The sequence below is a fragment of the Streptomyces sp. NPDC056486 genome (assembly GCF_042795295.1).
Taxonomy (GTDB): domain Bacteria; phylum Actinomycetota; class Actinomycetes; order Streptomycetales; family Streptomycetaceae; genus Streptomyces.
Map to the genome: position 1 here is coordinate 1 of NZ_JBHTSF010000116.1, position 22,451 is coordinate 22,451.

At 70.3% G+C, this 22,451-nt stretch carries 18 protein-coding genes; 10 read left to right on the forward strand and 8 right to left on the reverse strand.

The window, feature by feature from the left end; genetic code table 11:
* Positions 1-36: 36 nt before the first annotated feature.
* The 5 genes from ACFQ7F_RS33130 to ACFQ7F_RS33150 form a co-directional block, all read right to left on the reverse strand.
* Entirely contained in the window at positions 37-1,347 is a 1,311-nt protein-coding gene (locus ACFQ7F_RS33130; protein ID WP_383278589.1) for a DUF58 domain-containing protein, read from the reverse strand.
* On the reverse strand, positions 1,347-2,354 hold the full coding sequence (locus tag ACFQ7F_RS33135; RefSeq protein ID WP_383278592.1) for an AAA family ATPase: 1,008 nt from the start codon (positions 2,352-2,354) through the stop codon (positions 1,347-1,349). The genes ACFQ7F_RS33130 and ACFQ7F_RS33135 overlap by 1 nt, the downstream gene beginning before the upstream one ends.
* Positions 2,354-3,598, reverse strand: coding sequence for a DUF4350 domain-containing protein (locus tag ACFQ7F_RS33140; protein WP_383278641.1), 1,245 nt, complete (start codon positions 3,596-3,598; stop codon positions 2,354-2,356). The genes ACFQ7F_RS33135 and ACFQ7F_RS33140 overlap by 1 nt, the downstream gene beginning before the upstream one ends.
* A 641-nt stretch (positions 3,599-4,239) precedes the next feature.
* Positions 4,240-4,944: a DUF4129 domain-containing protein gene (locus ACFQ7F_RS33145; protein ID WP_383278594.1), complete on the reverse strand. Its 705-nt coding sequence runs from the start codon at positions 4,942-4,944 to the stop codon at positions 4,240-4,242.
* 4 nt (positions 4,945-4,948) lie between these two features.
* On the reverse strand, positions 4,949-6,253 hold the full coding sequence (locus ACFQ7F_RS33150; protein ID WP_383278596.1) for a hypothetical protein: 1,305 nt from the start codon (positions 6,251-6,253) through the stop codon (positions 4,949-4,951).
* A gap of 140 nt (positions 6,254-6,393) precedes the next feature.
* Here ACFQ7F_RS33150 and mtnA point away from each other — a divergent pair, with 140 nt between their 5' ends.
* From mtnA to ACFQ7F_RS33185, 7 genes are all read left to right on the forward strand, one after another.
* The gene (gene mtnA / locus ACFQ7F_RS33155; protein ID WP_383278599.1) at positions 6,394-7,587 is read left to right on the forward strand and encodes an S-methyl-5-thioribose-1-phosphate isomerase; all 1,194 of its coding nucleotides are present in this window, start codon (positions 6,394-6,396) and stop codon (positions 7,585-7,587) included.
* Between the two features lie 4 nt (positions 7,588-7,591).
* Positions 7,592-8,281, forward strand: coding sequence for a two-component system response regulator MtrA (gene mtrA / locus ACFQ7F_RS33160; protein ID WP_190080121.1), 690 nt, complete (start codon positions 7,592-7,594; stop codon positions 8,279-8,281).
* A gap of 1 nt (position 8,282) precedes the next feature.
* Complete coding sequence (gene mtrB, locus ACFQ7F_RS33165) at positions 8,283-10,439, forward strand: MtrAB system histidine kinase MtrB (protein ID WP_383278603.1); 2,157 nt, start codon at positions 8,283-8,285, stop codon at positions 10,437-10,439.
* Positions 10,429-12,291: an LpqB family beta-propeller domain-containing protein gene (locus ACFQ7F_RS33170; protein WP_383278606.1), complete on the forward strand. Its 1,863-nt coding sequence runs from the start codon at positions 10,429-10,431 to the stop codon at positions 12,289-12,291. Before mtrB ends, ACFQ7F_RS33170 begins: the two co-directional genes overlap by 11 nt.
* Before the next feature lie 145 nt (positions 12,292-12,436).
* A complete protein-coding gene (locus ACFQ7F_RS33175; RefSeq protein WP_383278609.1) occupies positions 12,437-13,231 on the forward strand; it encodes a ComF family protein in 795 nt (264 codons plus the stop codon).
* 315 nt (positions 13,232-13,546) lie between these two features.
* Entirely contained in the window at positions 13,547-14,239 is a 693-nt protein-coding gene (gene hpf, locus ACFQ7F_RS33180) for a ribosome hibernation-promoting factor, HPF/YfiA family (protein ID WP_383278612.1), read from the forward strand.
* A 195-nt stretch (positions 14,240-14,434) separates the two neighbouring features.
* Positions 14,435-15,178: a response regulator gene (locus tag ACFQ7F_RS33185; protein WP_383278615.1), complete on the forward strand. Its 744-nt coding sequence runs from the start codon at positions 14,435-14,437 to the stop codon at positions 15,176-15,178.
* A 52-nt stretch (positions 15,179-15,230) separates the two neighbouring features.
* Here ACFQ7F_RS33185 and ACFQ7F_RS33190 read toward each other — a convergent pair whose 3' ends face one another.
* Together ACFQ7F_RS33190 and ACFQ7F_RS33195 are read right to left on the reverse strand one after the other, a co-directional pair.
* Positions 15,231-16,421, reverse strand: coding sequence for a winged helix-turn-helix domain-containing protein (locus tag ACFQ7F_RS33190; RefSeq protein ID WP_383278618.1), 1,191 nt, complete (start codon positions 16,419-16,421; stop codon positions 15,231-15,233).
* Positions 16,422-16,500: 79 nt separating this feature from the next.
* Entirely contained in the window at positions 16,501-17,076 is a 576-nt protein-coding gene (locus ACFQ7F_RS33195; protein ID WP_383278621.1) for a GNAT family N-acetyltransferase, read from the reverse strand.
* Positions 17,077-17,299: 223 nt separating this feature from the next.
* On the opposite strand from ACFQ7F_RS33195, the gene secA reads away from it, so the two are divergent.
* Positions 17,300-20,140: a preprotein translocase subunit SecA gene (gene secA / locus ACFQ7F_RS33200; protein ID WP_383278624.1), complete on the forward strand. Its 2,841-nt coding sequence runs from the start codon at positions 17,300-17,302 to the stop codon at positions 20,138-20,140.
* A 102-nt stretch (positions 20,141-20,242) separates the two neighbouring features.
* On the opposite strand, the gene ACFQ7F_RS33205 is transcribed toward secA, so the two are convergent.
* Complete coding sequence (locus ACFQ7F_RS33205) at positions 20,243-20,710, reverse strand: Rv3235 family protein (RefSeq protein WP_383278627.1); 468 nt, start codon at positions 20,708-20,710, stop codon at positions 20,243-20,245.
* Positions 20,711-21,042: 332 nt separating this feature from the next.
* Here ACFQ7F_RS33205 and ACFQ7F_RS33210 point away from each other — a divergent pair, with 332 nt between their 5' ends.
* Together ACFQ7F_RS33210 and ACFQ7F_RS33215 are read left to right on the forward strand one after the other, a co-directional pair.
* The gene (locus ACFQ7F_RS33210; RefSeq protein ID WP_383278629.1) at positions 21,043-21,534 is read left to right on the forward strand and encodes a DUF6912 family protein; all 492 of its coding nucleotides are present in this window, start codon (positions 21,043-21,045) and stop codon (positions 21,532-21,534) included.
* Between the two features lie 197 nt (positions 21,535-21,731).
* The gene (locus ACFQ7F_RS33215) at positions 21,732-22,409 is read left to right on the forward strand and encodes an HAD family hydrolase (protein WP_383278632.1); all 678 of its coding nucleotides are present in this window, start codon (positions 21,732-21,734) and stop codon (positions 22,407-22,409) included.
* Positions 22,410-22,451: the final 42 nt, after the last annotated feature.

The window sequence follows — 22,451 nt, forward strand, 5'->3', positions numbered from 1 at the left end:
ATTCAAGGCCCCTCTTCGGGGCCTTTTTTATTTCGGTCAAAGGCGGCCGGCCGCCTTTAGGGACAGGTATGCGTCTGCCAGGGCAGGGGCCAGGTCGGTGGGGGTCGCGTCCACGACTGTGACGCCGTGGCGTTTGAGTTGTTCTGCCGTGCGATGGCGTTCCGTGTGGGCCTGGGCTGCGGCTGCGGCGTCGTACACGGCCTCTGCTGTTCCGCGGGCCTTGGCCATTTGCTCGATGTGGGGGTCGGCCACCGATGCGAGCAGGACTGTGTGGCGCTGGGTGAGGCGGGAGAGTACGGGGAGCAGGCCCTCTTCGATGGGGGCCGCGTCGAGGCTGGTCAGCAGCACGATCAGAGAGCTGCGGGTTGCGGTGCGCAGGGCTGTCGACGTCAGGCCCCTGGCATCCGTTTCGACGAGTTCCGGTTCCAGTGTCGACAGGGCGTTGACTACGGAAGGAAGTACCTCGCCTGCCGCCTTGCCCTGGACCAGGGCGCGTACTCGGCGGTCGTACGCGAGGAGGTCCACTCGGTCGCCCGCTCGGGAGGCCAGGGCCGCTAGGAGCAGGGCCGCGTCCATCGAGGCATCGAGGCGGGGGGCGTCGCCGACCCGGCCCGCCGAGGTACGGCCGGTGTCGAGGACCAGCAGGATGTGGCGGTCCCGTTCGGGGCGCCAGGTGCGTATGGCGACGGTGGAGCGGCGGGCGGTGGCGCGCCAGTCGATGGAGCGGGTGTCGTCGCCGGGGACGTAGTCGCGGAGGCTGTCGAATTCTGTGCCCTGGCCGCGGGTCAGGACGCTGGTGCGGCCGTCGAGTTCGCGCAGGCGGGCCAGTTTGGACGGGAGGTGCTTGCGGCTGGTGAAGGGCGGCAGGACCCGGAGTGTCCACGGGACTTTGTGGCTGCCCTGGCGGGTGAGGAGGCCCAGTGGGCCGTATGAGCGGATGGTGACGCGGTCCGCCTGGTGGTCGCCGCGGCGCGTGGGGTGCAGGCGGGTGGTGAGGCGGCGGCGTTCGCCGGGAGGGACCGTCAGACCGTGGCGGGATGCCTCGACCTCGGTGCCGGGCTGCCAGCTGCTGGGGGGCCAGGCGTCGCGGATCTGGGCGCGCAGGGGGCGGCCGGAGGTGTTGGTGACGGTCAGTTCGACGTCGGCGGGTTCGCCGAGCCGTACTGAGGTGTCGCCTGCGCGGGTCAGGCCGAGGCGGCGTACGGGAGCGGCCAGGGCGAAGTCGCAGGCGCAGGCCAGGGCCAGCGGGGCGTTCACGGCGAGGATGCCTGCCCAGCTCGGGCCCCAGATGCCTACGGGGAGGCTGCCGATGGCCGCAAGGAGGGCTGTGCGGCCGGTGAGGGCCATCAGCGGGGGACCGTGACGTGGGCGAGGATCGCGTTGATGACCGAGTCGGCCGTCACGCCCTCCATTTCGGCCTCCGGGCGGAGTTGGACGCGGTGGCGGAGGGTGGGCAGGGCGAGGGCCTTCACGTCGTCGGGGATGACGTAGTCGCGGCCGGTCAGCCAGGCCCAGGCGCGGGCCGTGGAGAGCAGGGCGGTCGCGCCGCGGGGGGAGGCGCCCAGGGTGAGGGACGGGGATTCGCGTGTGGCGCGGCAGATGTCCACCACGTAGGCGGTGATCTCGGGAGAGATGGATGTTTTCGCGACCGCGGTGCGGGCTGCTTCCAGGTCGGCGGGGCCTGCCACGGGGCGGATGCCGGCGGCGTGCAGGTCGCGGGGGTTGAAGCCTTCCGCGTGGCGGGTGAGGACGTTGATCTCGTCCTGGCGGGAGGGGAGAGGGACGGTGAGCTTCAGGAGGAAACGATCCAGCTGGGCTTCGGGGAGGGGGTAGGTGCCTTCGTACTCGACCGGGTTCTGGGTGGCCGCGACGAGGAAGGGCTCCGGGAGCGGGCGGGGGGTGCCGTCGACCGTGACCTGGCGTTCCTCCATCGCTTCGAGGAGGGAGGACTGTGTCTTGGGAGGGGTGCGGTTGATCTCGTCGGCGAGGAGGAGGTTGGTGAAGACCGGGCCCGGCTGGAACGAGAACTCGGTGGTGCGGGCGTCGTAGATGAGCGAGCCGGTGACGTCGCTCGGCATCAGGTCCGGGGTGAACTGGACGCGCTTGGTGTCGAGTTCGAGGGACGCGGCGAGGGCGCGGACGAGGAGGGTCTTCGCCACTCCGGGTACGCCTTCGAGGAGTACGTGGCCGCGGCAGAGGAGGGCCACGACGAGGCCCGTCACCGCGGGGTCCTGGCCGACCACGGCCTTGGAGATCTCGGTGCGCAGGGACTCCAGGGAGGAGCGGGCGCTGCCGGAGGTTCCGGAGATCCCGGAGCTTCCGGAGTTCTCGGCGTTGTCAGTGGTCGGGTCCATCATGAAGTACGTACCTCTTTTTCGAGGGCGTCGAGTTGGTCGGCGAGGGTGATGAGGGCTGCGTCGTTGCCCGGGGGCGGGCCGAAGAGGAGGGGGTGCAGGTCCTGGCCGGGGGCGCGGAGCCTGGCGGTCAGGGCGGGGAGCAGGGTTTCGGGGGCGTGGGCCTGGCCGGGGGATACGCCGATGAGGGGGGCGATGCGGGTGCGGGTGGTCGAGCGGAGGGCGGCGGCGGCGCGGTCGCGGGCGTTCGCCTTGCGGTAGAGGCGGGCTCGGCCTTCGACGGTTTCCGAGGCGCGGATGGCCACGGGGAGGCGTTCGGGGACCAGCGGGCCGAGGCGGCGGGCGCGCCACAGGGCGGCGAGTGCGGCGGCGATGGTGAGTTGCAGGGTGCCCCAGAGCCAGCCGTCGGGGATGAGGTCGAAGAAGTCGCGGTCGGCGGTGTCGTCGGTCGCTGCGTCGTCGGCGAGTGAGGGGAGGTACCACACCAAGTGGGGGCGGGAGCCGAGGAGTTGCAGGGCCAGTGAGGCGTTGCCCTGCTCGTCGAGACGGTCGTTGAAGAGGATGTCGGGGGCGCCGAGCACGACGGTGTCGCCGGGGCCTTCGGCGGCGGGGAGGTGCAGCAGGCTGGGCAGGCCGTCGCTGAGGTAGCAGGACTCGGCGTCCGGAGCGAGGGTGTCGTAGCGGAGGCCGCCCACGTCGGCGGAGCCTGCGCGCTCGGCGGCGGGCAGGGAGCAGCGGGGAGAGAGCGTGGAGTCCAGGCTGGGGGTGGCGTCCGCGGTGACCCCCGGGGCGAGAGTGCTGACCGAGGGGGTTCCTGGGGCGAGGAGGACGGTGCGGCCTCGGGAGTCCTCGGCGGCCGAGCGGAGGCGCTTCTGCTGGCGCTCGGTGAGCCGGTCGGGGGCGGCCACCAGGAGCGTGGTGTCCGGGCCTGCCGCGGACCTGGCTTCTTCGGAGGTGGTGACGACACGGGTGGATACGCCGCGATCGGAGAGAAGTTCGGCGACGGCGCGGCTGCCGTAGGGGTCGGCGGAGCGCGGGTCGAGGCGTCCGTGCTGGGCGCCGGAGCGGACGGCCGCGATGGCGATGGCGGCTGCCAGGAGAACGACCAGGGCGAGGAGGAGGCCTCGGGTTCGGGTCCAGAGTTGGCGGGGCGTGGGGGAGGAGGACGTAGAGGAGGAGGGGGCCGAGAGGGCTGAGGCGGCTGAGGGTGCGGGCCCTGTGGTCCTGGGGTCGGCGGTTGCGATGCCGCCGGTTGCGGAATCGGACGTGGTTGCGGAACCGGACGTGGTTGCGGTGTGGGCTCCGGTCTCGCTCGCGGTCAGGGTCCCGGCTCCGGTCTCGCTCGCGCTCCGAGTCCGGCTCCCGGCCTCGGGTCCGCTCCTGCTCCCGGTTCGGGCCTCGGCCACGGCTTCGTTCTCTGCCCCGGATTCGGCCCGGGTCCGGGTTCGGGCCTCGGCTCTGACTTCGGTCCGGACTTCGGGTCCGACTCCAGTCCTGGTCCCGATCCTGGCCCCGACTTCGGTCCCACCCTCGGTTTGGGCGCCGGTCTCGGTCTGGGTTCCGGCTGCGGCTCCGACCTTTGCCCCGGCTTCGGCCCCAACCTCGGGCCTGGCTCCGGCACCGGTCCGGCCCTCAGTTTCGGTACCGGGCTCGGTACCGGCTTCAGTACCGTCTTCGGCACCGGGCTCGGCCCCGGCACCGGCACCGGGCTGGGCACCGGCCTCGGCACCGGGCTCGGCCCCGGCCCCAACCTCGGGCCTGGTTCGGGCACTGGCCTCGGCCCCGGCCTCGGCACGGGGGTCAGCCCCGGCCTCCTCAGTTCCGGCCCCGGTCTCCGCCTCGGCCCCGGATTCGGCGTCGGTGTTTGTGGGGTCCTTGGGGGACGTCACCTTGGGGCTTCCTCATGGGTGGGGGTGAGGGTTGGCCTTGTTTGGGTCAGGGCGGTGTCCAGGGTGGTCAGTTGGCGGTAGGTCGGTTCTGTGGCTGTGCGGCCGCCGTAGGTGATCGCGTCGAACGACTGGGCTGCCGTGTGGAGTTCGGTGGCGTGGGTCGGGAGGGTCCGGGAGGCCTCCGCCGCTGCTTCGTCCGCTGTGCGGCCGGGGCGGGGGTCCAGGAGGGCGCGTTCCTCCAGGGAGCGGACCATGGCCCGCATGCGCTCCTGGACGGCTTGGTTCCAGTGGCCCTGGGCGGCGTGGGCCTCGGCTGCGGCGCGGTGTTCCGCGGCGGTGCGGGGGCGGTCGTCGAAGAGGGCGGGGGACGTCGTGGGGGCGCGGTGTGGTGTGCCCAGGCGCCACCAGAGGGCCCCGATGAGGGCCAGTACGGCGATGACGATGACCAGCAGGCCGAGGGCGCCGCCCGGGGTTGCCCCCGAGGCGGCGGTGAACAGGTCGTCGACCCAGTCCCAGAAGCGGTTCAGGGCGCGCTGGAGGAGGCTGGGGTCGTTCTCGTGGTACGCGGGGTCGGACAGTTCGCGCTCGGCTGCCTCCCGCGCGGGGGCGCGCGGGATCGTCACCGGCGGGGCGTCGTCGCCGCCGGTGCGTGCCAGGAGTGACGCGGCCGTCTTCGACCCGTGCAGTGCTGCCCCCGTCACCGCGTCAGCTTCCGGGAGTTCCGGGGGCGTTGGATCCGCCGGTGTCCTGGAGGCCCGCCGCGCGTGCGAGTTCGAGGTCGAGGGCCTCTCGGCGGATCCGCTGGTCGATGTAGAGGAGGACCGTGACGCCGGCGGTGATCGGGAACGTGAGCATCGAGCCGATGACCGAGCCGACGCCGCTGACGATCAGGAAGGTCCAGCCGAGGTCGCCGGTGCCGCTGTCGAGGAAGCCGGTGACGCCGTCGCCGCTCAGCGCGCCCGCGATGAGGGTGAAGGGGATGACGATGATCGACGCCACTACGTTGGCGATGATCGCGGCGAGCAGCTGGATGCCGAACACCCGCCACCAGGAGCCGCGGACCAGCTTCACCGAGCGGGTCATCGACTTCTTCACGCCCTGCTTCTCCAGCATCAGCGCGGGCGAGGCGAGCGAGAAGCGGACGAGCAGCCAGATGGCGACGATCAAGGCACCGAGTCCGCCGAGGACGGCGAGGCTGATGCCCGCGTCGGTCGCCCCGGCCACCGCGATCAGTACGCCGGGCAGGGTGCCGACGGCGACGACCGCGGCGCCGATGAGCGGGAGGAGCAGCGTCAGGCCGATCAGCCTCGGCAGCTGCGGCTTGGCGTCCTGCCAGGCCTCTGCCGTGGTGACCGACTTACCGAGCACCGCGCGGCTCGTGACCATCGTGAGCAGGGCGGTCGCGACGATCGTGCCGAGCAGGGTGATCAGCAGGATCACGCCGGAGCTCAGCAGGGTGTCGCCCAGGGCGCGGGTCAGTTCGCCGACGGTCGCGCTCGGGTCGTCGATGGCGTCCGTGCTCGCGCTGTCGTCGAGGACGAGGCCCTGGAGCAGGATGACGATGATTTCCGTGAACACGGCCACGGCCAGAGAGATGCCGAGCACCGTGCGCCAGTACGTACGCATCGTGGAGACCGCGCCGTCCAGGATCTCGCCGACGCCGAGCGGCCGCAGCGGGATGACGCCGGGTTTGGCGGCGGCCGGCGGGCCCTGCCAGGCGCCCCAGCCGGGGTAGCCGCCAGGGCCGCCGGGGCCGGGTCCACCGGGTCCGGGGCCGCCGGGGCGTCCGCCGCCCCAGCCGCCGCCGGGCGGAGGTGGCGGCGGAGGCGGGGTCTGGCCGGATGACGGCGGGCTCGGGGCGGACCACTGGGCGGGCGGGGGCTGCTCCTTGGACCACTTCGAGGGCGGACCGTCGGGCTTGTCCGCGGGCTCGGCAGGTCCGGACTTGCCGGAGTCCTGTCCGTCGGAGGGGGCAGATCCGGGCGAAGCCCAGCCCGGAGTGTCGTTCATCGTCGCTCCTTCACGGTGCCCGTCCGCGGTCGCGGCGGCCGGTTGGCAGCCATCGTGTCACGGCACACCCTTGCGGGGTCCGGGCAGCGTATGGGCTGCACACCTTCAATTGTCCGTCAGGTACGGGGCAGACTGGGCGGATGGCTGATCAGTACGCGCAATCAGGCGAGGACACACGGCCGAACGAAACCCCGATGAGCGCAGCGCAACCACTGGACGCGAAGACCCCGGCGATCCCCGCGATCCGCTGGGCCGAGCCGCCGGAGGGCCCCGTACTGGTCCTCCTCGACCAGACCAGACTGCCCGGCGAGGAGACCGAGCTGGTGTGCACGGACGCGCCCGCGCTGGTGCAGGCGATCCGCACGCTGGCGGTGCGCGGGGCGCCGCTGCTCGGCATAGCCGGTGCGTACGGCGTCGCGCTGGCCGCCGTACGCGGCTTCGACGTGGACGAGGCGGCGGGCGCGATCGCGGGGGCGAGGCCCACCGCGGTCAACCTCGGGTACGGCGTACGCAGAGCCCGGGCGGCATACCGCTCGGCGGTCGTGGGCGGGGCCGATCAGGAGCAGGCTGCCGCCGCGGCTCTGGCCGCCGCGCGGGCGCTGCACCGGGAGGACGCCCGGGCCAGCGCGGAGATGGCGGTGCACGGTCTTGCGCTGCTCGACGAGATGCTGCCGGGCGGCGGGCACCGGATCCTGACCCACTGCAACACGGGGGCGCTGGTCTCCGGAGGCGAGGGCACGGCGTTCGCGGTGGCACTCGCCGCGCACCGGAAGGGGCGCCTGCGCAGGCTGTGGGTGGACGAGACGCGCCCCTTGCTGCAGGGTTCGAGGCTGACCGCGTATGAGGCGGCGCGGAGCGGAATGGCGTACACCTTGCTTACGGACAACGCGGCGGGGTCGCTGTTCGCGGCGGGTGAGGTGGATGCCGTACTGATCGGCGCCGACCGCATCGCGGCCGACGGTTCGGTGGCCAACAAGGTGGGGAGCTATCCGCTCGCGGTGCTCGCCCGCTACCACCACGTTCCGTTCATCGTGGTGGCACCGGTCACGACCGTGGACCCGGACACCCCGGACGGAGCGTCCATCGAGGTGGAGCAGCGGGCGAGTCATGAAGTGACGGAGGTCACGGCACCCTATGTGCCGATGGCCGGAATTGAAGCGGGAGGCGGGATCGCGGTGGCACCTCTGGGGACCCAGGCGTACAACCCCGCGTTCGATGTGACACCACCGGAATTGGTGACGGCGATCGTCACCGAGGAGGGTGTCCTTTCGCCCGTGACAGCAGGGGGCCTTGGCGAGCTGTGTGCCAGGTCACGCCAGGTATCGATGAGCTAATGGGATGATGTCAGGCATGAAGGGACGAGTCCTTGTCGTCGACGACGACACCGCACTGGCCGAGATGCTCGGGATTGTGCTGCGTGGAGAAGGTTTTGAGCCGTCGTTCGTAGCTGATGGCGACAAGGCGCTGGCCGCTTTCAGGGAGGCAAAGCCGGATCTTGTACTGCTGGATTTGATGTTGCCGGGCCGTGATGGCATCGAGGTGTGCCGCCTGATCAGGGCGGAGTCCGGGGTGCCGATCGTCATGCTCACGGCCAAGAGCGACACCGTGGACGTCGTGGTCGGGCTTGAATCCGGCGCCGACGACTACATCGTGAAGCCCTTCAAACCGAAGGAGCTCGTGGCCCGCATCAGGGCGCGGCTGCGGAGGTCCGAGGAGCCCGCGCCGGAGCAGCTTGCCATCGGTGACCTGGTCATCGACGTGGCGGGGCACTCCGTGAAGCGGGAGGGGCAGTCGATCGCCCTGACGCCGCTCGAGTTCGACCTGCTGGTCGCGCTCGCCCGCAAGCCGTGGCAGGTGTTCACGCGTGAGGTGCTCCTCGAGCAGGTCTGGGGCTACCGCCACGCGGCCGACACCCGTCTGGTGAACGTGCACGTCCAGCGGCTGCGCTCGAAGGTCGAGAAGGACCCCGAGCGGCCGGAGATCGTGGTGACCGTCCGTGGTGTCGGTTACAAGGCCGGACCGAGCTGACGTGACCCGGGACAGTTCCCCCGCACCGCCCGGGGCTCCGGGTGGCCGCTCGGGGCGGACTGGAGGCTCCGGGCGGCGCGGTTCCACGTACGGACGGCTGCTCGAGGGCGGTCTGCTGTTGCAGGGCGGGGTTCAGGGAAGCCCCGTCCTGAGGCTCTTCGTGCGCTGGGTGCGGCGTCCGCTGCTGCCCGCTCTGCGGCTGTGGCGGCGCAACATCCAGCTGAAGGTCGTCGCCACGACGCTGCTCATGTCGCTCGGCGTGGTCCTGATGCTGGGCTTCGCCGTCCTGAGCTCGGTGAACAACGGCCTGCTCAAGGCCAAGGTGAAGGCCTCGCAGAGCCAGGCCGACGGTGGATTTCGGGCCGCTCAGGACGAGGCGAACTCGGCGCGGCCACGCTCCGGGCAGGACAGCGGCGGCGGCACGACCGAAGGCGGGGCCACGCCGCCCACCGCCGTGTGGATGTCCGACCTGGTGGAGCAGCTCTCCAGCGGTGGTCAGAGCGCGTTCAACGTGGTGACGCTGAGCCCGACGTCCACGGCCGACGGTGCCAGCGTGCGCGGGCCGCGTGCCTCCGGGGGTGTGGATCCGATCCAGAGCGTGCCCGAGTCGCTGCGTGACAGCGTCGACAAGGGCACCAGGGCGTATCAGAGCAATACCCGGATCGTCTTCAACGACGGCCGTGACGCCCAGCCCGGCCTGGTCATCGGCAAGCGTCTGAATGACCTGAACGGCAAGCCCTACCAGCTGTACTACCTCTTCCCGCTGACGCAGGAGGAGGAGTCGCTCGGCGTCGTCAGGACGACCCTCGCCACCGCGGGTCTCTTCGTCGTGGTGCTGCTCGGCGCCATCGCCTGGCTGGTGGTGCGCCAGGTCGTCACGCCGGTGCGGATGGCCGCGGGCATCGCCGAGCGGCTGTCCGCCGGCCGCCTTCAGGAACGTATGAAGGTCACCGGCGAGGACGACATCGCGCGTCTCGGTGAGGCCTTCAACAAGATGGCGCAGAACCTCCAGCTGAAGATTCAGCAGCTGGAGGAGCTCTCGCGGATGCAGCGGCGGTTCGTCTCGGACGTCTCGCACGAGCTGCGTACGCCGCTGACGACCGTGCGGATGGCCGCCGACGTCATCCACGACGCGCGCGTGGACTTCGATCCGGTGACGGCGCGGTCGGCCGAGCTGCTCGCCGATCAGCTGGACCGGTTCGAGACGCTGCTCGCGGATCTTCTGGAGATCAGCCGGTTCGACGCGGGCGCGGCGGCTCTTGAGGCCGAGCCCATAGACCTGCGTGAGGTTGTACGACGCGTCGTGGGCGGCGCCGAGCCGCTGGCGGAGCGCAAGGGGACGCACGTCAGGATCGTCGGGGACCAGCAGCCCGTGGTCGCCGAGGCCGATGCCCGCCGGGTGGAGCGGGTGATGCGGAATCTGGTCGTCAACGCCGTGGAGCACGGTGAGGGCCAGGACGTCGTGGTGCGGCTCGCGGTGGCGGGCGGTGCGGTCGCGATCGCGGTGCGGGACTACGGAGTGGGCCTCAAGCCCGGTGAGGCGACCCGGGTGTTCAGCCGCTTCTGGCGGGCCGACCCGGCACGCGCGCGTACCACCGGCGGTAACGGACTTGGACTCTCCATCGCGCTGGAAGACGCGCGATTGCACGGTGGCTGGCTGCAGGCGTGGGGTGAGCCGGGCGGTGGTTCGCAGTTCCGTCTTACGCTGCCGCGTACGGCGGACGAGCCGTTGCGGGGATCGCCGATACCGCTGGAGCCCGACGATTCGCGGCGCCACCGTGGCCTGAACGACGCGGGTCTCCCGCTCGCCGGCGCGAACAAGCTCGCCACGGTGCCTGCGCAGCCGTCGGCGTCGGAGCGGGTGCCGCCGCCGGTCCCCGCGAGGGCGCCGATAGCGCCGCGGCTCGCACAGTCGGCCGCGACGGCGGACCCGACCGCGTTGCCGGGGAACGGGGCGCGTGTCGTCCCGCGGCGACCGCTGGACGACGGTGTGCCGAGCGGCGATGAGTCCGAGGGGCCCGCATCCGAGGATCCCGAGTCCGAGGGGCCCGAGCCCGATGTGGCCCGCAGAGCCGGTGAACCGGCGACGGAAACGGATCAAGCGCACGCGACGGAAACGGATCCCGCCAAGCAAGGGGAGGCCTCTCGTGGGCGCTGACCACGATCGCCGAACTCACCGGCGTCCGCTGCGCGCCGGTCTGCTGTTCGGCTCCTGCGGGCTGCTGCTCGCGGGCTGTGCCTCGATGCCCGACAGCGGGAACCTCAAGGCGGTCGACGCCTCCCAGCGTCCTGACTCGCAGTCGCAGGTCCGGGTCTACGCGATGCCGCCGGGTGAGGACGCGGCCCCCCTGGAGATCGTCCAGGGTTTTCTGGAGGCGCTGACCAGCGACGATCCCGAGTTCGCAATGGCGCGCAAGTATCTGACCAAGGAAGCGTCCAAGACCTGGAAACCGGATCTGCGGACGACGGTGCTCGAGAACGGACCGAGCACCGGATCGGGCAGTGTCGGGGACGCCGAGAACGGCCGTTCGTTCCCGCTGACCGGGCGCACGGTCGCCACGGTCGACAAGGAGCACGCGTACCAGCTCGACAACGACGCCTACAACAAGAGCGTCCACCTCACCCAGCAGGACGGGCCGAGCGGCAAGGAGTGGCGGATCGACCGGGTCCCGCAGGGGGTCGTGCTCGGGCAGTCCGACTTCCAGCGGATCTACTGGTCCGTCAATAAGTACTACTTCGCGACGCGTTCGTCCGGAGCGTCCGCGACGCCCGCCGCGACCGGTGGCGGCCAGAACCTCGTCGCCGACCCCGTCTACATACGCCAGCGAATAGATCCCGTGACGGAGACCGTCAAGGCGGTGCTCGACGGGCCCACCACCTGGCTCAAGCAGGTCGTGGACACGCGCTTCCCGACGGGTACGCGGCTCAAGGCGGGCACGAAGACGCTGGCGCCCGACGACCAGGGCAAGCTGACGGTGCCGCTGAACGAGAAGGCCGATCCCATAAACCAGGAGCGGTGCACCGAGATGGCCGCGCAGCTGCTCTTCACGCTCCAGGACCTGACGTCGTCCGGCGTCGAGGAGGTGGAGCTGCAGCGCCGCAACGGCTCGCAGCTGTGCGTCCTGAGCAAGGAACGGGCCGAGTCCGTCGCCTCGCGCCGCACCGCGGACCAGCCTGACTACCAGTACCTCATCGACAACAAGCGGCGTCTTGTGCGGATGTCGGCCAGTGGCGGCGGCAAGGACGAACCCGTGCAGGGGAAGTTGGGCAGTGGCGGGCAGCCGCTGCGCTCCGCCGCCGTGTCGCGGGACGAGGAGCGGGCGGCCGGGGTGTCGCTCGACGGGCGCTCGTTGTACATGGGGTCGCTGGTCTCCCCGAGTGCGCTCGGCAAGCCGGAGGTGCGCAGCAAGGCCAAGTCCGAGGAGGACGGTCTCTCCACGCCCAGCTGGGACGGCCGTGGCGACCTCTGGGTGGCGGACCGTGACCCGAAGCGGCCGCGGCTGCTCTGGCTCGAGCAGGGCGCGGGAGAGCCGCTGCCGGTCGAGATCTCGAACCTCGACGGACGGATCGAGGCGGTGCGGGTGTCGGCCGACGGCGTACGGATCGCGCTTCTCGTGAAGGACAAGGACGGCAAGAAGGCCCTGAAGATCGGCCGGGTCGAGCGGACGGGCGCCAAGGGCGAGCAGCCGGTCATCTCGGTGGTCGAACTGCGCAGGGCGGCACCGCAGATGGAGGAGGTCACCGCCATGTCGTGGGCGGGCGGCAGCCGTCTCGTGGTCGTCGGGCGCGAGTCCGGTGGCGTGCAGCAGATGCGGTACGTCCAGTGCGACGGATCGGTGCCCGCGAGCGCGACGCTGCCCGGCCTCACCGGCGTGAAGGAGATCGCGGCGTCCGAGGACGAGCGGCAGCCGCTGCTCGCGCACTCGGACGACGGGATCGTGCGGCTGCCGACGGGTGCGCAGTGGCAGACGGTGGTCAAGGAGGGGTCGGCGCCGTTCTATCCGGGGTGATGTTCTGTCCGGGGTGACGTTCCGTCCGGGGTGACTTCCGTCCGGGGTGACGCCGCCTCAACGCCTCTTCCACGCAGCCGAGTTATCCACAGGTGGTTGTCCACAGGGGTGGCAGCGTCGCGCGCGGCTTGGCACAGTGGTGGGCATGCCGGGGTGGTGGCAGGACCTCACCGATCTGGTGCTGCCGGCCGAGTGCGGAGGCTGTGGCAGGCCTCGCGCGGCGCTCTGCGCTCAGTGCGGCGACGCCCTGTGCGGTGCCGCGCCGCGCCGGGTGCGGCCCGATCCACGGCCGCCCGGGCTGCCGGTGGTGCACGCGGCGGCTCCCTACGAGGGCGCGGTGCGGGCGGTGCTGCTCGCGCACAAGGAGCGGGGCGCTCTGGGGCTCGCGGGGCCGCTGGGCGCGGGTCTTGCCGGGGCGGTGCGAGCGGGGCTGCAGCTGCGGGACGGTGACACTGCGGTATGTGGTGACGCTCCGGTATGTGGTGACGCTCCGGTACTGCTCGTGCCCGTGCCGTCGGCTCGCGGGGCCGTGCGGGCGCGTGGGCACGATCCGGTACGGCGGGTCGCGCTGGCCGCCGCGGGTGAGCTGCGGCGGGGCGGGACGCGGGCCCGGGTGCTCTGCGTGCTGCGCCAGCGGCGTGCCGTGGCCGACCAGTCGGGGCTCAACTCCCGGCAGCGGAAGGCGAATCTCCGGGGTGCTCTGGAGGTGACCGCGGGTGGCGGGCGGCTCCTCGCCGACGGCGGCCGGGTCGTGATCGTGGACGACCTGATGACCACGGGCGCGTCATTGGCGGAGGCGGCCCGAGCAATATGTGACGCATACACGGAAAGTAAAGAAAGAGCCGCGGTGGTAACAGCCCGTGAAATGACGTGCGAGAACACGATCACTGCCGCTGTTGTCGCCTCCTCACCGGATTCTTTCGGAATAAACCGGAACTGATTGGGAACTTGCATCGTTGCAGGTAGTGAGAGTGCCGATACACCTGAATGGAGGTACGCGGCGGTAGAGGGTGACGCCATCCGCCCGGGCGAGATATCTTCAGTTGTGAGGAATGGCGGAAGTCGTCCCTCGCATATCGGAATGCCGGTCGTCGGGTTTTTCGCAAACACCGGGGCCGGTCGGGGTGGAGATCTTGTTCGCGGGGGAGGAGGAGGTGGAAGTCACCGAGTCCGAGGCTCCGGGAGTCACCGGGGCCTGGTGCAAAAAGGGGATGCTCCGCCGCCGAAGCGGAGCGATCCGGGAACGGAGTTCTGCGTGGACATCGTCGTCAAGGGCCGCAAGACCGAGGTACCCGAGCGGTTCCGCAAGCACGTGGCCGAGAAGCTGAACCTGGAGAAGATCCAGAAGCTCGACGGCAAGGTGATCAGCCTGGACGTCGAGGTGTCCAAGGAAACCAACCCCCGTCAGGCCGACCGTTCCGACCGCGTGGAGATCACACTCCGCGGGCGGGGACCCGTGATCCGCGCGGAGGCCTCGGCAACCGATCCGTACGGGGCACTCGACCTGGCCACGGCCAAGCTCGACGCACGGCTGCGCAAGGAGCACGAGAAGCGCCACAACCGGCGCGGCACCGGCAGGCTCTCCGCCGCCGAAGTGGCCGAGCGGGTGCCGGACGCGGCGACTCTCAACGGGGACGGCACCATCGCGCGTGACGAGGAGCCGGAAGGCGTGCCCGTCAAGAGGATCGGCTCTCTGGAGGTCCAGGGCGAAGGCCCGCTCGTGGTCCGCGAGAAGACCCACGTGGCGGCCCCGATGTCGCTCGACCAGGCGCTCTACGAGATGGAACTGGTCGGGCACGACTTCTACTTGTTCGTCGACTCGGAGACCAAGGAGCCGAGCGTCGTCTACCGGCGGCACGCCTACGACTACGGCGTGATCCGCCTGAACACCGACCCGATGGTCGCGCAGCCCGAGTCGGGCGGCGGGGGCGGCGCGCTCGGCGGCTGACCTCGGTCGGCCGAGGGTGAGATGGTGCCTCTGGAGCGCATGTGCGCCCCCAGGGGCACCATCGTGCGACCCCTGCGCGCACCGCAAGGCCGTCCGGGCATGAAATCATGGACACAGATGGCCAACCGGTGTGCTGCTGCCTCGGGTTGGCGGCAGCCAACGCACAACGGGCCATGGCCTTCAGGGGGAGGAACGATGGCGGACAGCTTCGGACCGATGCGGGATGAGGGTGCCGACGGCGGCACGGGCATCGGCACGGACACGGGCGCACCGCGCAAGGAACCCATCAGGGTCCTTGTGGTGGACGACCACGCGCTCTTCCGCCGGGGCCTGGAGATCGTCCTCGCGGCCGAGGAGGACATCCAGGTGGTCGGGGAGGCGGGCGACGGCGCCGAGGCGGTGGACAAGGCGGCAGACCTGCTGCCGGACATCGTGCTGATGGACGTGCGCATGCCCAAGCGCGGCGGAATCGAGGCGTGCACCTCCATCAAGGAGGTCGCGCCGAGCGCCAAGATCATCATGCTGACGATCAGCGACGAGGAGGCCGACCTCTACGACGCGATCAAGGCGGGTGCCACGGGCTATCTCCTCAAGGAGATCTCCACGGACGAGGTGGCCACGGCCATTCGCGCGGTGGCCGACGGGCAGTCGCAGATCAGCCCGTCCATGGCGTCGAAACTGCTCACCGAGTTCAAGTCGATGATCCAGCGCACCGACGAGCGCAGGCTGGTGCCCGCGCCCCGGCTGACCGACCGTGAACTGGAAGTGCTGAAACTGGTGGCCACGGGGATGAACAACCGCGACATCGCGAAGGAGCTGTTCATCTCCGAGAACACCGTGAAGAACCACGTGCGCAACATCCTGGAGAAGCTGCAGCTGCACTCCAGGATGGAGGCGGTCGTGTACGCGATGCGGGAGAAGATCCTCGAGATCAGGTGAGGCCTCGAGATCCGGTGAGGCCTCGAGATTCGGTGAGGCCCGCGGCTCGGGCTCAGCCCAGGGCGCGGACCAGCTCGGCGGTCAGCTCGGGACGGTTCACCCGCTCCACCCGGACGGAGTCGCAGTTGACCCAGGACGCCGCTTCACGCAGCGCCTGAGCCACCGCGGGCACGGCCTTGGGGCCGTCGAGGGACACCTGCCTGGCGACCAGCGTGCTGCCCTCACGGGCGGGATCCACGCGGCCGACCAGCTGGCCCCCGGCCAGGACGGGCATCGCGAAATAGCCGTGGATCCGCTTCGGCTTGGGGACGTACGCCTCCAGGCGGTGGGTGAAGCCGAAGATCCGCTCCGTGCGGGCCCGCTCCCAGATCAGGGAGTCGAAGGGTGAGAGGAGCGTCGTGCGGTGGCGGCCGCGCGGGGTCGTCTCCAGGGCCACCGGGTCGGCCCAGGCGGGCTTGTCCCAGCCCTCCACCGTCACCGGGACGAGCCCTGAGTCCGCGACCACCGCGTCGAACTGCTCGCCCTTGAGGCGGTGATAGTCCGCGATGTCCGCGCGCGTGCCCACGCCGAGCGACTGGGCGGCAAGGCGGACCAGGCGGCGCAGGCACTCCGCGTCGTCCAGGTCGTCATGGAGCAGCGTGTCCGGGATCGCGCGCTCCGCGAGGTCGTACACCCGCTTCCAGCTGCGGCGCTCGGTGCAGACCACCTCGCCGTACATCAGCGCGCGCTCGACGGCGACCTTCGCGTCCGACCAGTCCCACCACTCGCCCTTGTTCTTCGCGCCGCCCAATTCGGTGGCGGTGAGGGGGCCTTCGACGGTGAGCTGCTTGATGACCGTGTCGTACGCCCCGTCGGGCAGGTCGTGGTGCCAGTGCGGGCGGGTGCGGTAGGCGCGGCGGCGGAAGGCGAAGTGCGGCCACTCCTCGATGGGCAGGATGCACGCGGCGTGCGACCAGTACTCGAAGGCGTGCGGCCGGGCGGGGCCCGCGCCCGTCGCAGCTCCGTCCCAGTACGCCGCCTCGATCCTTTCGCGGCCCACGGCGCCGAGACGGGCGTACGGAATGAGCTCGTGGGAGCGGGCGAGGACCGAGATCGTGTCGAGCTGGACCGCGCCGAGATGTCGCAGCACGCCCCGCACGCCGGATCTGCGGTCCGGGGCGCCGAGGAACCCCTGGGCGCGGAGCGCGATACGGCGGGCCTCGTCGGCGGACAGGCTGATGGCGGGGCGCGGCAGGCTCGTCATGCCGGAAACCATAGGCGGCGGCACTGACAAAGCCTGTGGCCTGCGGCCCGCGTGAACGGACCGGCGGCCGGGGCGGTCCTCAGTCCCGGGCCGGCAGATACGGCTGGACCGGCGACAGGCCGAGGTCGCTCGGGAGCAGGGCGCCCACCCAGCAGTCACGGAGCGTGGACTTGTTCAGGAGGGCGCCGCGCAGGGTGCCCTCGACGGTGAATCCCGCCTTCTCCACCACGGCGCGCGATCCCGTGTTGCCGACCTCGGCGCGCCACTCCAGGCGGTTGCAGCCCAGGTCGGTGAAGGCCCACCTGGCCAGGGCGAGGACGATCTCCGTCATATAGCCGTTGCCCCGGTGCTCCTTCGCCGTCCAGAAACCGATCTCCCAGGCGCCCGAGCGCGGGTGGTGGAGGCTGGCTGCGGCGATCAGGGGGCCGCCGCCGCTCCGGGGACGTACGGCGAAGGTGTACTCCGTGTCGTGGCGCCAGCCGTCCGGCACCATGCGCGTGATGAAGCCAGACGCGTCCGCGCGCGCGTAGGGCGAGGGGATCGTGGTCCAGCGCTGGATGTCGGCGTCCTGGCAGGCTTTGTACGTCTCGTCCGTGTCGGCGGGCGTGAAGGTGCGCAGGCACAGACGTTCGGTGGTGAGGGTGACGGGCTCCATTCGGCGATTCTGCGGGGGTGAGGGAGCTGAGGCCAGTGCTTTTCGGCGACCTTTCACCCGCATTTCGCCGAGCGCTGATCGGCACAACCCGGCACCTTCCAGGCCCCCCGTCCGTTGACGTATCGGCAGACCTCCCGGCGCGGGCCGCTCCTCGCTTACGATGGCCGTTGCCCTATGAGTAAACCGACCATGCCAGGCCCGACCGGCAAGGAGACCAACCCTCGTGTCCGTCCTCTCGAAGATCATGCGTGCAGGCGAAGGCAAGATCCTGCGCAAGCTGCACCGCATCGCGGACCAGGTCAACTCCATCGAAGAGGACTTTGTCAGCCTCTCCGACGCCGAGCTGCGCGCGCTGACCGAGGAGTACAAGGAGCGTTACGCCGACGGCGAGACCCTTGACGACCTCCTCCCCGAAGCCTTTGCCACGGTGCGTGAGGCCGCCAAGCGCGTCCTCGGCCAGCGGCACTACGACGTCCAGATGATGGGTGGCGCCGCGCTGCACCTCGGCTATGTGGCCGAGATGAAGACCGGTGAGGGCAAGACCCTCGTCGGCACCCTTCCCGCGTACCTCAACGCCCTGTCGGGCAAGGGCGTGCACCTGATCACGGTCAATGATTACCTGGCCGAGCGCGACTCCGAGATGATGGGCCGCGTCCACAAGTTCCTGGGTCTGTCCGTCGGCTGCATCATCGCCAATATGACCCCGGCCCAGCGCCGCGAGCAGTACGCGAGCGACATCACGTACGGCACGAACAACGAATTCGGCTTCGACTACCTGCGCGACAACATGGCGTGGGCGAAGGACGAACTGGTGCAGCGCGGCCACAACTTCGCGATCGTCGACGAGGTCGACTCGATCCTGGTGGACGAGGCCCGTACGCCGCTGATCATCTCCGGCCCCGCCGACCAGGCCACCAAGTGGTACGGCGACTTCGCCAAGTTGGTCACCCGCCTCTCCAAGGGCGAGCCCGGCAACACCCTCAAGGGCATCGAGGAGACCGGGGACTACGAGGTCGACGAGAAGAAGCGCACCGTCGCCATCCACGAGCCCGGTGTCTCCAAGGTCGAGGACTGGCTGGGCATCGACAACCTGTACGAGTCGGTGAACACGCCGCTCGTGGGTTACCTGAACAACGCCATCAAGGCCAAGGAACTCTTCAAGAACGACAAGGACTACGTCGTCATCGACGGCGAAGTCATGATCGTCGACGAGCACACCGGCCGTATCCTCGCCGGCCGCCGCTACAACGAGGGCATGCACCAGGCGATCGAGGCGAAGGAAGGGGTGGACATCAAGGACGAGAACCAGACCCTGGCCACCATCACCCTTCAGAACTTCTTCCGCCTCTACAAGCGCAAGGACCACGAGGGCAAGGAAATCTCCGGCCTCTGCGGCATGACCGGTACGGCCATGACCGAGGCCGCCGAGTTCCACCAGATCTACAAGCTGGGCGTCGTGCCGATCCCGACGAACCGGCCCATGGTCCGCGCCGACCAGTCGGACCTGATCTACCGCACCGAGGTCGCGAAGTTCGCCGCCGTCGTCGACGACATCGCCGAGAAGCACGAGCAGGGCCAGCCGATCCTGGTCGGCACGACCTCCGTGGAGAAGTCGGAGTACCTCTCCCAGCAGCTCTCCAAGCGCGGCGTCCAGCACGAAGTGCTCAACGCGAAGCAGCACGACCGTGAGGCGCCGATCATCGCCCAGGCCGGCCGCAAGGGCTCCGTCACCGTCGCCACGAACATGGCCGGACGAGGCACCGACATCAAGCTCGGCGGCAACCCCGACGACCTCGCCGAGGCGGAGCTGCGCCAGCGCGGCCTCGACCCCGTCGAGCACGTCGAGGAGTGGGCCGCCGCGCTGCCCGCCGCCCTCGAGAAGGCCGAGCGTTCCGTGAAGGCGGAGTTCGAGGAGGTCAAGGACCTGGGTGGTCTTTACGTCCTCGGTACCGAGCGGCACGAGTCGCGGCGCATCGACAACCAGCTGCGCGGTCGTTCCGGCCGTCAGGGCGACCCCGGTGAGTCCCGCTTCTACCTCTCGCTCGGCGACGACCTGATGCGGCTCTTCAAGGCGCAGATGGTCGAGCGCGTGATGGCCATGGCGAACGTCCCGGACGACGTGCCGATCGAGAACAAGATGGTGACGCGCGCGATCGCGTCCGCCCAGTCGCAGGTCGAGCAGCAGAACTTCGAGACGCGTAAGAACGTCCTGAAGTACGACGAGGTCCTCAACCGCCAGCGCGAGGTCATCTACGGCGAGCGCCGCCGCGTCCTGGAGGGCGAGAACCTCCAGGACCAGGTCACGCACTTCATGGACGACACGATCGACGCGTACATCTCGGCGGAGACCGCCGAGGGCTTCGCCGAGGAGTGGGACATGGACCGGCTGTGGGGCGCCTTCAAGCAGCTCTACCCGGTGAAGGTCACCATCGAGGAGCTGGAGGAGGACGCGGGCGACCGTGCGGGTCTGACCGCCGAGTTCATCTCCGAGGCCATCAAGGACGACATCCACCAGCAGTACGAGACGCGTGAGGAGCAGCTCGGCTCCGAGATCATGCGTGAGCTCGAGCGGCGCGTGGTCCTCTCGGTCCTCGACCGCAAGTGGCGCGAGCACCTCTACGAGATGGACTACCTCCAGGAGGGCATCGGCCTGCGTGCCATGGCGCAGAAGGACCCGCTGGTCGAGTACCAGCGCGAGGGCTTCGACATGTTCAACGCCATGATGGACGGCATCAAGGAAGAGTCCGTCGGCTACCTGTTCAACCTGGAGGTCCAGGTCGAGCAGCAGGTCGAGGAGGTTCCGGTGACGGATGCCGCCCAGCAGACCTCGCTGGACAAGAAGGACGCCGTTCCGGCCGGGGGCGGCCGTCCCGAGATCCGCGCCAAGGGGCTTGACGCTCCGCAGCGTCCCGACCGTCTCCACTTCCAGGCGCCGAACGCCGAGGGTGGGGTCGACGAGGGGGACTTCGAGACCGAGGACGCGGGTGGGCGGTCCGACTCGGACGGCACGACCCGCGCGGAGCGGCGCAAGGCTCAGAAGGGCGGGCGTCGCCGCAAGAAGTAGTCGCGGGACGCTTTAGTGGGATTGCTGGGGCCGGGCGCCGAGAGGTGCGCTCGGCCCTTTGCGTTGGGTTCTGCGTCGAGTTCTGCGTTGGGCTTTGCGTTGCTATGTGGCGGCCGGGGCGCCTACCTCCACTGCCGTGCAGCGCCACCGCTGGTCCGCTCCCAGGTGCAGGCGGAAGGCCAAGGCCCTGAGGGTGGGTCCCGTACCGATCCTCGCGAAGACCTCGTAGACCCCGGGGCGCGGTTCGTAGTGGCCGATCCGGTGGATCGTGGGGCGTCGGCCGTTCACGTTCAGCGGGGCGAGCTCGGCGAGGCGGGTCACGTCGTCGAAGGCGGTGTGCGCGATGTGGCGGGCCGCCCAGTGGACCGGCTTCTGGCCGCTGAGCACCAGGAGCAGGCGCTCGGTGAAGAGCTCTGTGGGGTGCGGTGGGGGCTGGGGCGGGGTCCTGAGGGGGCGAGCCGCTGTACGTGCCGCTGTGGCTGCCGTGGCCGCTTTGGCCGCCGTGGGGCGGCGGGTGTCCGTGCGGCCCGGTGGGCGGGTGGTCATCGGGCGGGTGCGGGGCCTGGTCATCACCTTTTGCATGCCGTGTCGCCTCCGGTACTGGCTGGTAACTTCCGTCGGAGATCTTGTACGGGGGCGGAGGCGGGGGCCGCAAGGGTGCGCCGTAGGCCGGAGCGGGGACGGGGGAGTCACCTATCAGGGTGGTCGGGGGCGTCCGATTCCTTGGGGGCGCTGGGGTGTGCCGGGTGAAGGACGGGGGTGTCGGGTGACGTGGGGGGTGGGTACGGGGCGCAGCTCGAAGGGGGACTCCCGCGCGTATTCTGGGGGTCTGATCTTTGACCCTCCGGCCTTCCGGTGCTGTCCTTCCGATTCTGTGTTTCCGACTGTGAAAGCGGGCCGTCATGCGCGTCTACGTTCCCCTGACCCTGAGCCGCCTCGCCGAGGTGTACAAGGCGGGCGAGCTGGGTCCCGGGCCGCTGACCGCCTATGCCGTGACGCCCGCGCTGCGTGAGTGGTACGCCTCGGACGACGTCGAGGAGCTGGAATACGCCGCCCTTGGGCGGGCGGCGCTCTCTTCTTTGCGGTTGCTCGCCGAGGATGCGGGGGCTGCTCGGCGGCGCGTCGTGCTGGTTGCGGATGTGGCGGACGGGGCGGTTGATCCGGGGGCGGATGAGCTTGAGGTCGGTGAGGTGCGGGTCACCGGGGCCTTGGGGCTGAAGAAGGTTGCCGCTGTGCATGTGGATGCGGAGGACGCTGTGGCGGATGTTGCTGCGGCTGTGGGGGTGCTGGGGGCTGCGGATGAGGGGGACCGGGATGCGGGGGCCCTCGTGGACGGGGTTGAGGATCATGAGCTGCTTTGGTTTGCCACGCAGGAGATTTCGGGGTTGATCTGATCGGTCCCTGCGGGGCTGGGGCGGTGGGGCCGCATCTGCCTCTGGGCGAACGGGCCTCTCCCGCCGACCCGCCCGTTCACCCCGCATGGACCTCTGAACGAACAAGCTCTCCCGCCCACCCGCCCGATTGCCCCGCGTGCACCCCTGGATGAACAATCCAGGAGTGGGCCCGTGTGGGGCGCGGGTACCGTTTCCTCATGGGGAAGCTTCAGCGCGGGGCGCACATCGTGTGGGACTGGAACGGGACTCTGCTGCATGACATTCATGCGGTGATCGAGTCGACGAACGCCTCGTTCGCGGAGATCGGGCTCGACCCGATCACGCTGGAGCGGTACCGGGATCTGTACTGCGTCCCCATCCCCCTCTTCTACGAACGGCTGATGGGACGCCTTCCCACGGACGCCGAGTGGCAGGTCATGGACGCCGTGTTCCACAAGCACTACTGGGCGCGCGCCGAGGCGTGCGGCCTCGCCGACGGTGCGGCCGAGCTGCTCGCGGGGCGCCGGGCAGCCGGGCGCACGCAGTCGTTGCTCTCGCTCGCGCCGCACGAGCACCTCGTGCCGATCGTGCGGCGGCACGGGATCGAGGAGCACTTCGTGCGCATCGACGGGCGCATGGACACCTCGCACGCCGGCAAGGCCGAGCGAATGGTGCGCCACCTCGCGGCCCTGGAAGGGGTGGCCGCCGCCGAGCGGATCGTGGTCATCGGTGATGCCGTCGACGATGCCGTGGCGGCGGCGCACGTGGGTGCGCAGGCCGTGCTCTACACCGGGGGCTCGCACAGCAGGGCCAGCCTGGAGGCGGTCGGCGTCGAGGTTCCGGTGGTCGACAGCCTCGCCGAGGCCGTGGAGGTGGCCGAGCGGCTGGCAGCCTGAACCGCCGAGCCCAGGCCACCCCGCCCCCAGGTCACACCGCCC